Origin of the sequence: Yersinia sp. 2466 StPb PI (assembly GCF_041538325.1) — a bacterium.
GTDB lineage: Bacteria > Pseudomonadota > Gammaproteobacteria > Enterobacterales > Enterobacteriaceae > Yersinia > Yersinia enterocolitica_E.
On record NZ_JAULSL010000001.1, the window covers coordinates 185,817 to 200,120 of the forward strand.

The window sequence follows — 14,304 nt, forward strand, 5'->3', positions numbered from 1 at the left end:
TAATTTCAGTGTTAACAGGAGAGTTATTATGTCTTCACTGCTTGCCAAATGTCAGTTACCGGATGCGGATGGACGTATTCAACACATTTCACCGCAAAATGCGGGTTGGCGTTTTGTTGGATTTGATGTCTATCGTCTTACTGCGGGTAAAGCATTAGTTCTGGACAGTGGTGACAATGAACTCTGTCTGGTATTGGTTGCTGGTGTTGCTTCAGTTTCAACTCTGCACGCTGAATACCCACATATTGGTAAACGTATGAGTCCGTTCGAACGAACACCGCCTTATTCTGTTTATGTCCCACATCATGATCATGTGAAAGTGGTGGCAGAAACTGACTTGGAATTGGCGGTATGCCGTGCCCCTGCACAGGGGCATTTGCCTTCCCGCCTGATTACGCCGGCTGATGTCGGGGTCGAACGGCGCGGTAAGGGGCGCAACCAGCGGTTAGTGCATAATATTCTGCCTGACAGTGAGCCTGCGGACAGTTTGTTGGTGGTAGAGGTCTACACAGACGAAGGGAACACTAGCTCATATCCAAGTCATAAACACGATCAGGAAAATTCTACCGACGAAACTTATCTTGAAGAAACCTATTATCACCAGTTGAACCCTGAACAGGGTTTCTGTATGCAGCGTGTTTATACTGACGACCGTTCACTGGATGAGTGTATGCCTGTTTATAACCGTGATGTGGTGAAAGTCCCCAAAGGTTATCACCCGGTGGCAACGTTAGCAGGCTACGACAGCTATTATTTGAATGTGATGGCAGGGCCGGTACGGTTATGGAAATTTACCTGGGAGAAAGACCACGCATGGATCAACAGCAATAACTATCCGGTTAATAACAGCTAACTTACTCTGGCTAAAGCATATAATAATGGGGCAGGAGGAATCCTACCCATTCTAGGTGTGAGCAGAAATGACGAAAAACAAACAGAGTCTCCTATTGGAGTGTTTACTCTTTCGCGTTATTCAGTGCCAGTGAAACTGCCAATGTTTGTGCCAGACACATAGAGGCTACTTGCGAACGGAAACCGTCAACTTGAGCTTCTCGCACGACAAAACATACATCGCTAAAAGCCGCTAATGGGCTGACCTGGCTATCTGTAATCGCAATCTGCTGTGCACCACTCTTCGCCCCTAATTCCACCAGTTCTAACGCCTCTTGCGCATAAGGTGAATAACTAATGGCGATCACTACGTCTTTGGGTTTCACCATGCTCAGTTGTTCAGAGAACATTCCCCCTAGCCCATCGATCAGAAAAGCACGACGTTCCAGATGGCGTAACGCATAGGTGAGATAAGAAGCAACACTAAAAGAGCGACGTAGACCAATCACATAGATATTTTCAGCATTTTTCAACAAGTTAACTGCTCTCTCCAACTGTTCTGCGCTGGTTTGTACGGCCAGTTGTTGCAGCGCTTGTGCATTTACCATGGTAAATACATTCAGTATTTCTGCCGGACTTTCTGGTGCCGTGCTGCCATCTGTCGATATTTGGCGGAATAACCGTGCTCGCTCAGTATAGTTAACGGTTTCTTCCATCAAATGCTGGCGGAATACCTGTTTCATTTCGTTGAAGCCGCTGAAATTAAAGGCATTAGCAAATCGGATCAATGTTGAAGGTGGTACGTCGGCTTGAGCCGCAATAGAAGCAACCGTATCAAATGCAATGCTATTACTGTTATCCAATATATAACGGGCAACTTGTTTTAAGCGTTTGCTTAACGTCTCATAGCGATGACGAATTTGGTCTTGTAACAATGAAAGTTGAGTAGGGTTATTCATCCATTCGGCCCACGGCAGAGGAAATTTCAGGGGTTATTCCCTTCGTACTTAAAGCTGCAAGGTTGTTAGCTAAGGTTATTCACCCGAATGACTGACATGTGTCAGCTCGTCGAGATGTGTTCGCTTTGGCTGGCTGCAACCCCAAGTTCTTTGAGTCTATCTGACAGTATTCTAACAGGTGGTTGGAAAATTTCATTTATTGATGTCAGTATTTGCTTTTATTTCATCGAAACTTAAATAAATTCACCAAACTATATTAATAGAAATGAATGAAATCTAAAGATATTCCTTTATTAACTTTGATGGAAATCAGGATTTTTTTGGCTTTATGGGGAATAAACAGCGTAGATAGCGGCATAATAGTGGCGCTGAGGCAGTATCACTTCAGCGCCGATAGAGTCGTTTTTAATTCAAATCGCAGGGCGATAGTCACGCCAATAACCGATCAGGGTTTGGTAATTTTGTTTCACTTGTGTCATTAACTCGGCATCATTCAATTCACCTTGTAACCAGTGGCGCGATGCCAGGCCAAAAATGGTCCGGCCGACAGCAAAACCTTTAACCCACGGGGCGTGTGCAGCAGCGGCAAACCCTGCTTTTAATACGGCCTCTGTCGAGTCCAGCCCAAGAATTAATACACCTCGGCAATAGGGATCTTCAGTTTCAATCAGTTTGCCAACCAGTTGCCAGTTTTCTGCCGTTAGCGGCGGCAGCTTCCACCAATCTGGCTGAATGCCTAGTTGATAGAAATGAGCCATAGTTTCAATATAATAGCGCTCATCCTTATCCTTATTATCTTCAGGTAAAATCACTTCCAGTAGCAATTCATGTCCTGATTTACAGCATCCACGATATACATCCACAATCAGCTCATCCTGCTGTTGGCGCAGTTCTGCACGGTCTTGGGGATGATAAAAAACCAGACACTTAACAACATGTTCCAGTGGCCAATCTATTAGCTGGGAACCAATATTACCGTGTTCAAGCCGTAATGGCCTGGAACTAGGTAATTCTATGGGGCGGCCTATCCACCATCCCTGGCCGGTAATGATATTGAGCGCCTCCTGACCATATGTCGTATCAGCCAGAATGCCACTTTTATGCTCCAATCCAGACTCCAAAGCGGCTTGTTGCGCTGCTTGTAGCAACAATGTCTTAAGTTTTGGGATGCGCTCTTCACCAACACCGGCTTCACGGGCCATATCAGCCAATTGTTTGCGGTGGTCAAAGGCAAAAACACAAAGTTCAGGCCACTGTTGCTTACGGGTAGTCACCCGATGTAAATGATTAAGGCGGCTATCCTTGTCAGGGCGTGACACGGAATATTCGCGGCTAAGATAATCATCCAGTTCAATTTTTGTCGGCATCGCTGGAGCACAACCATGACGTGAAACAACTAGCGCCCCACAGGCATTGGCGTAGCGGCAGGCTTGCTCCCAGCCTTCATCATTCAGATAACCGCGCAGCAGGCCAGACATGAAGGCATCGCCAGCCCCTAATACGTTGAGAACCTCGACGCGCACACCAGAATGCAGTTTGATTGACTCCCAACGGGTGGGAATATCCCCTTCAAAAACAGAGCAACCTTGTGCTCCGCGCTTGCAAACCAGTGTCGCTGGCGTGGTTTTACGCACATTTTGCAGGGCTGTCAGCGTATCTGTGCTCCCCCCCGCAATGTGAAATTCTTCTTCTGTACCAACGATTAAATTGAAATGATGCAGTACTTCCTGCAATTCCTGCGTTACTTTTTGCGACTCTATGAAACGCGTTTCACCGTCTCCAAGTGAGGTCAGGCCCCATAATACCGGACGATAATCAATATCGAGCGCTGTGCGCAACCCATACTTATGGGCATATTCCAATGCTTTTAGCACTGCTGCTCGGGTATTCGGATGCGAAAGATGTGTACCCGTGATTGCCAGCGCGCGTGATGAAGCAATATATGTCTCGTCAATATCATCTGGCGTCAGGGCCATATCAGCGCAGTTTTCACGGTAAAAGATCAGTGGAAAAGTCTCTTGATCTTTAATACCCAGAATAACCAGACCTGTCAGCCGTTGTTTATCAGTAATAAGAAAACGGGTATCAGACCCAACACGCTGTAATTCCTCGCGTAGGAAACGGCCCATATGTTCATCGCCAACACGTGCCAGCATGCCTGACTTCAAGCCCTGAATTGCCGTGCCATAAGCAACATTACCTGATGACCCGCCTAAATATTTGGCAAATGTACTGGTATCTTCCAGCCGGGCACCAATCTGCTGCCCATAAAAATCGACGGCAATACGACCGATACATATGACATCCAGTACTTTGTGTTGTGTACCCATCCCCATTTCCTTCTGTATTAAACCAAGCCCCGACAGTGACCGATAAAATAAACCTGTAATGACATTTCTAAAACCAGTATGAGGAATAAAAATTTCAAGTTCAAGATTAAATGAAATTTATTCCCCAGTTGTGTGACGAAGATAAAAGCCTCATATCAGGTCTGAAAATGGGACTTACACCAAAAGCTTAGGCCGGTTATTGGCAGGGTTTTCGAGGTGTAATAAAGAAGAGTTAAAATCAAAATAGTATATTAATATCAATTAATTATGCGTTTTTATTGACGATTGGAAATGAACGGTCGATTGCATGGTAAGAGGGGGACGCGTTATTTCAGTGTTTCTGAGAATATTTGATCTTCATCGCAGAATGAAATGTTTCTTCTGTAATTTGATTTTATGAAAAAAATATTTGTTTATAATCCCTGCTATGTTTCCCCTTACTGTCGTCAGCCAGGCGAAAGCTAACAAGTCTGCTGCTTCTCTCCGGCATATGTATCTTCAGGGGCTGAACGTCACTTGGTCACCATGATGTAGCGCAACAGAGCAAAGGATGGGTAAATGAATAAGATTCGGCTAACCACTGCACAGGCATTAGTCCGGTTTTTGGACAACCAATACCTGCAAGTTGATGGTCAGGAAATCAAATTTATCAAAGGGATTTTTGCTATTTTTGGCCACGGTAATGTGCTGGGAATGGGGCAGGCGTTGGAACAAAACTGTGGCGATTTAGTGGTTCATCAGGGGCGGAATGAGCAAGGGATGGCCCATGCCGCTACCGGTTTTGCCAAACAAAAACTGCGCCAGCAAATTTATGCCTGCACCTCATCCGTCGGGCCGGGCAGCGCTAATATGATTACCGCCGCTGCAACGGCAACGGCCAATCGTATTCCCCTACTATTGCTCCCAGGCGACGTATTTGCATCCCGCCAACCGGACCCAGTGTTACAACAAATAGAACAATCTCATGACCTTAGCATCAGCACTAATGATGCATTCAAACCGGTTAGTAAATACTGGGATCGCATTACGCGGCCAGAGCAACTGATGAGCGCCTGTATTAATGCGATGCGGGTTCTGACTGATCCGGCAGAAACGGGGGCTGTGACACTGAGCTTGCCACAAGATGTGCAGGCTGAAGCCTATGACTATCCTGACTATTTCTTCCACAAGCGAGTTCATCACCTTGACAGACGCCCTGCCAGTGCCGCTATGCTGGCTGATGCCATTGCGTTACTGACCGCCAAACGTAAGCCCATTTTGGTATGTGGGGGAGGGGTGAAATACTCACAAGCCGGCCAGGCATTGCAACGATTTGCTGAATGTTTTGGTTTGCCGTGGGTAGAAACGCAAGCCGGTAAAGGCACTATCAGCTCAGAACATGAATTAAATCTTGGTGGTATTGGTGAAACCGGCTGCCTGGCTGCTAACACATTAGCAAAACAGGCGGATCTGGTGATCGGCGTTGGCACTCGCTATAGCGATTTCACCACGTCCTCTAAATGGTTATTCCAGAATCCAGACGTTTCATTCCTGAATATTAATGTCAGTGCCTTTGATGCCGGCAAATTGGATGGTTTGCAATTGTTGGCTGATGCGCGTGAGGCATTATCAGCATTGCATCAACAGCTTGGCACTACCGGTTATCAAGCCGGATGGGGGGATGAAATTGCTCGCATGCGCGCGGAACAATTAGCTGAAACGCGGCGGGTTTATCAAGTGCAATACCGCGCCGACGATTTCGTTCCTGAAATTAATGACCATTTGGACCGTGAACAGGTTTTTGCTGAATTTATCAATAAAACCGGCTCTTTCTTGACGCAAAGCCAAGTGCTGGGAGTACTGAATAACACATTACCTCCTGATGCCATCATTGTTGCGGCTGCGGGTAGTTTGCCCGGCGATTTACAGCGGGTGTGGCGTACCAAAGGGAGTAACGACTATCACGTCGAATACGGTTATTCGTGCATGGGTTATGAGGTGGGTGCCGCACTGGGTGTGAAGTTAGCTGAACCAGACAGGGAGGTCTACTCATTGGTTGGGGACGGCGCATTTATGATGCTGCATTCCGAACTGGTTACCTCTATTCAAGAGCGTAAAAAAATTAACGTTGTGCTGTTCGATAACATGACGAATGGCTGCATCAACAACCTGCAAATGGAACATGGCATGGACAGCTATGCCACAGAATTCCGCTTTCGTAATGAGGACACAGGCCAATTAGATGGCGGTCTTGTTCCGGTTGATTTTGCCATGCTGGCTGCCGCCTATGGCTGTAAAACATATCGTGTTTCTACCGAGCAACAGCTGATCGATGCATTAACCGATGCCCATTCGCAGGCAATTTCTACCTTGATTGACATAAAAGTGCTGCCAAAGACCATGGTACATAAATACCTGAGTTGGTGGCGGGTAGGGGTTGCTCAGGTTTCTGAAAGTGAACGAACCGATGCAGTGGTTCGTGAGCTGGAAAAAAATATCGCCAAAGCCCGTGATTACTAAGGCTAATTAAGCAGGCAATCAATGCGTTATACCCAATAGCTTTCAACACACAAAATGGCGGTACAGGGATGTGCCGAGTCATGAGGGCTGCCAACGCACCTGCAACTTGCAAGTTGAGCTGGATGTGAAGTCGTAAAACGAGCAGGTATCACCTGCAAACCGAAACTTCATGAGGAAAATAATATGTCGTTAAATATTGGTGTCATCGGAACAGGTGCTATCGGCCAGGATCATATTCGTCGTTGCAGTAAAGTTTTACAGGGCGCTCGTGTGGTTGCTGTAACGGATATCAATCAGCAGCATGCCACTAAAGTTATTCGTGATCTGGGTATTGAGGCGAATATCTATGCCGATGGGCATGAAGTGATTAATGCAAAAGAGGTGGATGCGGTATTAGTCACATCTTGGGGGCCGAGTCACGAAGAGTTTGTTCTGGCAGCCATTGCTGCGGGTAAATATGTATTTTGTGAAAAGCCGTTGGCGGTGACAGCTGAAGGGTGTAAGCGAATTGTAGAGGCTGAAGCCGCCAAGGGTAAGCGCTTGGTTCAGGTTGGGTTTATGCGCCCTTATGATCAGGGTTATCGCGCACTGAAAGATGTGATTACTCGTGGGGAAATCGGTGAACCCTTGATGCTGCATTGTGCTCACCGTAACCCGAGAGTCGGCGAGAATTACACCACCAATATGGCTATTACTGACACATTGATCCATGAGATTGATGTACTGCGCTGGCTGCTGGATGATGATTATGTCTCCGTTCAGGTTGTTTTCCCACGTAAAGCCAAACACGCTAAAGCGCATCTGAAAGACCCGCAGGTGGTGTTATTTGAAACGGCGAAAGGAACGCGTATAGATGTTGAAATCTTTGTGAACTGTCAATATGGCTATGATATTCAATGTGAAGTGGTAGGTGATACCGGTATTGCAAAATTACCAGAACCCTCATCCGTGCTGATGCGCAGCCAGGCACGGCTATCGCATGAAATACTGACTGATTGGAAAGACCGCTTTATTGATGCTTATGATGTTGAGTTACAAGCATTTATCAATGACGTTTTAGCTGAAAAACTCACCGGTCCTTCTGCCTGGGATGGTTTTGCTGCCGCCGTTACTGCGGATGCCTGTATTGCGGCACAGAATAGCGGTGAAATTGTTCCTGTGAGTTTGCCGCCACGACCTGATTTTTATAATAAATAACATCAAACTCTGCTGCCTGTGCGCTAGCTAGCCTGCTGCCGCATAGTCAGGTTTTTTGTTGCAAATGGAGTTTATCTCAAGCTTGCATGTATCTTGCGTGAAACGGGGGAGCGATGAAGATTGCATTTGATGTTGATGTCATTAAAGGCCTTGGTATCAGCAATATGGTTCGTCAAGTGGCAGAATGGGGATATGACTATATTGAACAATCACCGCATCCGCAGTTAAACCCATTTTATAAACACCCAAAAGCGGGCCGCGAAGTTGTTGCTGAATATAAGAAAGTACTAAAAGAAACCGGGGTGCAAATATCTTCCTTTATTGTGGTTTATCGTTGGGCTGGGCCACTCGAGGCAAGGCGGCAGGCTGCGGTGACCAACTGGAAGAGAATGATTGAAATTGCAGTTGAAATGGGTGTCTCTGTAATTAATACCGAACTTTCTGGCGATCCAAATGAGCCAGAAGTTTGCGAAGAGATGTGGTATCGCTCAATGGAAGAGTTATTGCCGATTATTGAGCGGGAAGGGATTCGGGTAGAGATTCAATCTCATCCGTGGGATTTTTGTGAAGAAAATAATGAAACCGCAGATTTAGTGAAATCACTCCGCAGCGATAATGTGAAGTATCTGTATAGCGTGCCCCATACCTTTTTCTACGATAAGGGCAAAGGAGACGTTGCCAGCATGCTGAAATATGCGGGTGTTGACCTTTCTCATGTATTGATTGCAGACACCATGAATCACACCAAGCATTGCCGTTATATTGTGAATCCACCAGGTGTTGATGCGGTTATTCATCAACATGTTGGTATTGGTGAAGGGGAAGTCGATTTCTCTGCCTTATTTCAAACTCTGCGCGATATGGATTTCGCTAATCGCACCTTTAAAGTCGGTGGTGAGTCAATTATTGCGACTTCTCTTTTTGGTTATCCAGAAAAAATGGTGCATCAGGCGGTGGCTACTCGCGAACGTATTGAGCGCGAATTGTTGGGGAAATAAAGTCGCCCGGCGGCCTCAGTTGCAAGTTCTCTTTAAGATTTTAAATAAAAACTTAGCCCAACGTTATTGACGTTGCAGTGAACAACGCCGCAGCTTCAAGCGCCAAAGGTATATTTTCCTGCATTAAAGACGGGCAATTAATCACATTTTAATTGTATTCATCTCTATAAATTGGATGTATCGCAGAGGTTTATTATGAATAAAGAACGTGTGAAGTTAGCAATCGCGCCAATTGGCTGGACCAATGATGATATGCCTGACTTAGGCAAAGAAAATACCTTCCAACAATGTATCAGTGAAATGGCTCTTGCCGGATTTACTGGTTGCGAGGTTGGTAGTAAATACCCGCGAGATCCTAACGTACTTAAACCTATGCTTGAGCTGCGCGGTATGCAGATTTGTAATGCATGGTTTAGCACTTTCTTTGCCGATGACCAGCGGACCAAGACCATTGATGAATTTATTAATCATATGAATTTCCTCCATATAATGGGCGCAAAAGTGATTGGTTGCTCAGAACAAAGTAAGAGCATTCAAGGGACGACGAAGGCAGTATTTGAAGAAAAACCACACTTCACTGATGTGCAATGGCAGCGAGTTGCTGATGGTTATAACGAATTAGCCAAGATTGCGGCAACCAAAGGTATGCAAGTCTGTTTGCACCACCATATGGGGACGGGGATCCAAACTACCGAAGAAATAGATCGTTATATGAGTATGGTTAACGACGATGTATATCTGCTCTTTGATACAGGTCATGCCTATGTTTCTGAGGGCAGCCAGGCGGCGATGCTGGCTATTTTGGAGAAATACCTGCCGCGTATTAATCATGTTCATTTAAAAGATGTGCGGGATGAAATAGTGGCTGATGTGAAAGCGAATAAACTCAGTTTCCTCGATGGGGTGAAAAAAGGCATGTTCACTGTACCGGGCGATGGGGTAATTGATTTCCGTCCGGTATTTAAATTGCTGGATGAAAAAGGCTATCAGGGCTGGATGGTAGTAGAGGCAGAGCAGGATCCGGCTATCGCTAATCCATTTGAGTATGCAGTAAAAGCCCGCCACTATATTAAAGAAACCGCGAGCATTTAGTCATATTCAGTTATGGCAGGGGATAGGCTGATACACTATCCCCTGAGGATTAGGCGGATATCTTGATTCGCCCCATATGATACGCATCGATATATTGGCCCTCGCGAAAAGCAAAGCGTGGGCTGGTACCTTCAATTTCAAAGCCAAACTTGCGGTAAAGCGCGATAGCCGCCAGATTATCGACAAACACTGTTAGCTCAATACGTTGTATATTCAACCAGTTATCACATAAATCAATCATGGCAGTCATTAATACACTGCCGATGCCTTGTCCACAGTAATTTGCATCAACGGCAATACCAAAAGTGGCGACATGCTTACGCCGTGCCCGTTGGTTGGCTTCGACAGTCAATTGCCCAACGATCTCCTCGTCAATACATGCCACCAGGCTATGCATCCCGGCGGGAAAATCTTTAATTCTTTTGGCCCACATCTCTTCAGAAGGTAGGGGAAGCTGTAACGTGTCGCGATAAACCTGTGGATGAGAAAATAACTGCCGCAAAGCGGGATAGTCGGTGAACTCCACATGGCGTATCTGCACATTTTCCATAAACATACCCTTACTCTTACTATTTGAATTACCTAATAAAATAGCGTTTTATTTACCTGAGTCAATAATATTGCAGGTGGTTAGAAAAAACACTTTACAAGTGAGAGTGATAATGATTATCATTGTCGTGCTTTCAGATGAGGCCATCAGTGTTTAGGTGTTCACATTACGAAGGCACGACATTGCTCACATTGCTTCCAGTGTTTACTTAGCCAGCCGGGTGCTGGCTTTTTTTTTGCCTATTTCGCACTGTTTGTTCGCTGCATCATTGGTTCGTAGGCAGTCATATCTCAAGTTCTCTCAACGTTTTCTTTCGCTAATTACTTCAAATTCAAATCATTTGTCTTTCAACTTATTAATCAGTCGAATTTTTTGAACAGAGGAGTGAGTTTTTTACGCTTTCATATTCTCCCGCGACATCTAGACTAAAGAAAACGTTGAGGAGAACTGAACATGATCTATTTACGCAAAGCAGAAGAACGTGGCCATGCTAATCACGGTTGGTTGGACAGTTGGCATACCTTCTCATTCGCTGATTATTACGATCCAGAATTTATGGGGTTTTCAGCACTGCGAGTGATTAACGAAGATGTGATCGATGCAGGTCAGGGGTTTGGTACCCATCCGCATAAAGATATGGAAATTCTGACTTATGTGCTGTCTGGTACTGTCGAGCACAAAGACAGTATGGGTAATAAAGAGCAGATCCATGCCGGTGAATTCCAGATTATGAGCGCAGGTACCGGTATCCGCCATTCAGAATATAATGGCCGTGACGACCAACCGCTGCATTTATACCAGATTTGGATTATCCCCAATAAGACAGGTTTGGAGCCGCGTTATGAACAGCAGATGTTTGATATCCCGCAAGGGCGGCAGTTGGTGTTATCACCGGATGCCCGCGATGGCTCGCTGAAAGTATTCCAGGACATGACACTCTGGCGCTGGGCACTGAAACGCGAGGAGCAGTCCATTTATCAGATTCAAGCAGAGCGCCGCATCTGGATACAGGTAGTCCGTGGTAAGGTCTCTATCAATGGGCATCATGCTGCGGCCAGCGATGCATTCGCTATCTGGGATGAAGCTGCACTTTCTATTCATGCTGATGAAGACAGTGAAATTTTGTTGTTTGATTTACCGCCAGTTTAAGTTTGACCATCTCATACCCTAATAATTCGAGTTGCAGGAAGGCGGCAATTGAGTGAATCCCGATGAGCTTACTCAGGTAAGTGATTCGGGTGAAAGAAAGCAGCCAACGCATATGCAGCTTGAAGTATGACGGGTATATGTAAAAAAGGGTATGTGCATCGCGCCATACCCTTTTCTTTGCTAGAATAGCATCCCATTTACCCAGCCTCAGTTCATTGATAATGAAGAAAAAAAGGCCAGTGCTCCAAGACGTCGCCGATATGGTTGGGGTGACAAAAATGACCGTCAGCCGGTATTTGCGTAATCCAGAACAAGTTTCTGCGCTTTTGCAGAAAAAAATCGCGCTGGCATTAGACGAACTGGGCTATATCCCCAACCGCGCCCCCGATATCCTGTCCAACGCGACCAGTCATGCCATCGGTGTATTGTTGCCGTCATTGACCAACCAGGTTTTTGCCGAGGTTTTGCGCGGCATTGAGAGTGTGACGGATGCACATGGCTATCAGACTATGCTAGCGCACTATGGCTATCAGAAAGAGCGTGAGGAGCAACGGTTAACCTCGTTACTCTCTTATAATATTGACGGCCTAATCCTCTCCGAACGTCACCATACCGCCCGTACATTGAAAATGATTGAGGTCGCGGGGATTCCAGTCATTGAGCTGATGGATTGTATTTCACCGTGTATTGATTTGGCTGTGGGCTTTAATAACTTTGAAGCGGCAAGGCAGATGACGCAGCAAGTTATCGCCAAAGGCCATCGCCATGTTGTCTATTTTGGTGCACGTCAGGATGAGCGTACCGTCATTAAGCAGCAAGGCTATGAGCAGGCGATGCGTGAATCCGGTTTGGTGCCGATGAGCGTGATGACCAGCCGTTCATCGTCATATTCGGCAGGTGCTGAGTTGTTGCGTGAAGCGCAAGCCAGTTATCCACTGATTGACAGTATTTTTTGTACCAATGATGACCTGGCAATTGGTGCTGTATTTGAGTGTCAGCGTCAGGGGTTATCTATCCCTTATGATATGGCAATAGCGGGTTTCCATGGTCACGATATTGGCCAGTCGATGGTACCTAAGCTGGCCAGTGTGCTTACCCCGCGTGAAAGAATGGGGCAAATTGGTGCCGAGCGTTTGCTGGCAAAACTGCGCGGAGAGGCGGTAGCGCCGAGGATGGTTGATGTCGGTTTCACCATCCTCCCCGGCGGCAGTATTTAAATCACAATGGTTTAGCTAAATAACTATTGCTGCCAGATGCTATATCACCATGGCTAATAACAGGCAACCGACCAGGCCGCAGACCGAAATAATGGTTTCCAGCACTGACCATGACTTAAAGGTTTCCACAATGGTCAGGTTAAAGTACTCCTTGAACAACCAAAAGCCCGGGTCGTTGACGTGAGAGAAAATCACGCTACCCGAACCGACGGCAATAACCATTAATTCAGGGCTGGCACCGGTGGTGGCAATGAGCGGTGCCACGATACCGCCAGCCGTAATCGCCGCCACTGTCGCAGAACCTAGCGCAATACGCAGTACGGCTGCGATTGACCATGCCATCAGAATTGGTGATAAACCGCTGCTATTCATCATGTTGGCAATATAATGATCGACGCCACTGTCGACTAAAACCTGTTTGAAAGCACCACCGCCGCCGATAACCAATAGCATCATTGCAATGATTTTGATGGAGTCGGTCACGGTATCCATCACTGATTCCATTGACCGGCCACGGTTTAAGCCAAAGGTGAAAATCGCTATCAATACAGCAATTAAGGTGGCGATCACCGGGTCACCGAAGAACTCCGCATAAGAGAGCACTGGGTGGCCTTTTGGCAAAATCATCTCTGCCACTGCCCGCAATGCCATCAAAATCACCGGAACCAGCGCTGTACAGACACTGACGCCAAAGCTTGGCATCTCTTCATCGGTGAAGGTTTTCGGGTTATACAATCCTTCTGGTACCGGTTTATCAATTCCTTTTAGGAAGCGCGCAAACACCGGGCCGGCCAGAATAACGGTCGGAATTGCCAGTAAAGTCCCGTACAGCAGCGTTTTACCCATATCCGCGTGGAAAATGGTCGCAATAGCCGTTGGGCCGGGGTGAGGAGGTAGAAAACCGTGGGTTACCGACAAGGCCGCGGCCATCGGCACACCGACATACAGCAGTGGGATTCGGGCGGACGCGGCGATACTGAATACCAGTGGCAGCAATAGCACAAAACCCACTTCATAAAACAGCGCAAAACCGACAGTAAAACCGGTCAGCACGACCGCCCACTGAATGTGTTTTTTGCCAAATTTATCAATCAGCGTGGTCGCAATTCGTTGAGCGCCCCCACAATCAGCCAGTAATTTACCGAGCATGGCACCAAAGCCCATAATCAGCGCCAGACTGCCTAACGTTCCGCCAACCCCAGCTTTGATTGAGCCGACGACTTTATCGACTGGCATCCCTTGCATGATACCTACCGCTAGCGCGACCAGTATCAGCGAGATAAATCCGTTCAGTTTGAAACGGATCATCAGTAACAGCAGCATGGCAACGCCAACCGCGACAATGACTAATGGCATAGTATTTCTCCAATAACTTTGGGTATTTCGTTTTTTGTTATGATTTGCGGTCAGCTTCTTTTTATCGTCAGTAGGGTCGGAAGATGGCCTTTGTGATAAAAATCACATCTTCATTTGTTACCGGTA

At 46.5% G+C, this 14,304-nt stretch carries 11 protein-coding genes; 7 read left to right on the forward strand and 4 right to left on the reverse strand.

The window, feature by feature from the left end; all coding sequences use genetic code 11:
• Positions 1-28: 28 nt before the first annotated feature.
• Positions 29-853, forward strand: a complete 825-nt coding sequence (gene iolB, locus Q2T72_RS00745; protein WP_372568480.1) for a 5-deoxy-glucuronate isomerase — start codon at positions 29-31, stop codon at positions 851-853.
• A 103-nt stretch (positions 854-956) separates the two neighbouring features.
• Here the strand turns inward: iolB and Q2T72_RS00750 are convergent, their stop codons facing one another.
• On the reverse strand, positions 957-1,790 hold the full coding sequence (locus Q2T72_RS00750) for a MurR/RpiR family transcriptional regulator (RefSeq protein ID WP_083161297.1): 834 nt from the start codon (positions 1,788-1,790) through the stop codon (positions 957-959).
• 410 nt (positions 1,791-2,200) lie between these two features.
• Positions 2,201-4,120 (reverse strand): 5-dehydro-2-deoxygluconokinase, encoded by a 1,920-nt coding sequence (gene iolC, locus Q2T72_RS00755; protein ID WP_083161295.1) that lies wholly within the window; start codon positions 4,118-4,120, stop codon positions 2,201-2,203.
• Positions 4,121-4,678: 558 nt separating this feature from the next.
• Here iolC and iolD point away from each other — a divergent pair.
• From iolD to iolE, 4 genes are all read left to right on the forward strand, one after another.
• The gene (gene iolD, locus Q2T72_RS00760; protein WP_372568481.1) at positions 4,679-6,619 is read left to right on the forward strand and encodes a 3D-(3,5/4)-trihydroxycyclohexane-1,2-dione acylhydrolase (decyclizing); all 1,941 of its coding nucleotides are present in this window, start codon (positions 4,679-4,681) and stop codon (positions 6,617-6,619) included.
• Positions 6,620-6,802: 183 nt separating this feature from the next.
• Complete coding sequence (locus tag Q2T72_RS00765) at positions 6,803-7,816, forward strand: Gfo/Idh/MocA family protein (RefSeq protein ID WP_083161291.1); 1,014 nt, start codon at positions 6,803-6,805, stop codon at positions 7,814-7,816.
• 113 nt (positions 7,817-7,929) lie between these two features.
• Positions 7,930-8,814, forward strand: a complete 885-nt coding sequence (locus Q2T72_RS00770) for a sugar phosphate isomerase/epimerase family protein (RefSeq protein ID WP_083161289.1) — start codon at positions 7,930-7,932, stop codon at positions 8,812-8,814.
• Between the two features lie 195 nt (positions 8,815-9,009).
• Positions 9,010-9,906 (forward strand): myo-inosose-2 dehydratase, encoded by an 897-nt coding sequence (gene iolE / locus Q2T72_RS00775; RefSeq protein WP_083161287.1) that lies wholly within the window; start codon positions 9,010-9,012, stop codon positions 9,904-9,906.
• A 49-nt stretch (positions 9,907-9,955) separates the two neighbouring features.
• Here iolE and Q2T72_RS00780 read toward each other — a convergent pair whose 3' ends face one another.
• Positions 9,956-10,456, reverse strand: coding sequence for a GNAT family N-acetyltransferase (locus Q2T72_RS00780; RefSeq protein WP_083161285.1), 501 nt, complete (start codon positions 10,454-10,456; stop codon positions 9,956-9,958).
• Positions 10,457-10,909: 453 nt separating this feature from the next.
• Here Q2T72_RS00780 and Q2T72_RS00785 point away from each other — a divergent pair, with 453 nt between their 5' ends.
• Together Q2T72_RS00785 and gntR are read left to right on the forward strand one after the other, a co-directional pair.
• Positions 10,910-11,605, forward strand: coding sequence for a pirin family protein (locus Q2T72_RS00785; protein WP_372568482.1), 696 nt, complete (start codon positions 10,910-10,912; stop codon positions 11,603-11,605).
• A gap of 221 nt (positions 11,606-11,826) precedes the next feature.
• Complete coding sequence (gene gntR / locus Q2T72_RS00790) at positions 11,827-12,822, forward strand: gluconate operon transcriptional repressor GntR (RefSeq protein WP_372560295.1); 996 nt, start codon at positions 11,827-11,829, stop codon at positions 12,820-12,822.
• Positions 12,823-12,861: 39 nt separating this feature from the next.
• On the opposite strand, the gene gntT is transcribed toward gntR, so the two are convergent.
• Positions 12,862-14,178, reverse strand: coding sequence for a gluconate transporter (gntT, locus tag Q2T72_RS00795; protein WP_372560296.1), 1,317 nt, complete (start codon positions 14,176-14,178; stop codon positions 12,862-12,864).
• Between the last annotated feature and the right edge of the window lie 126 nt (positions 14,179-14,304).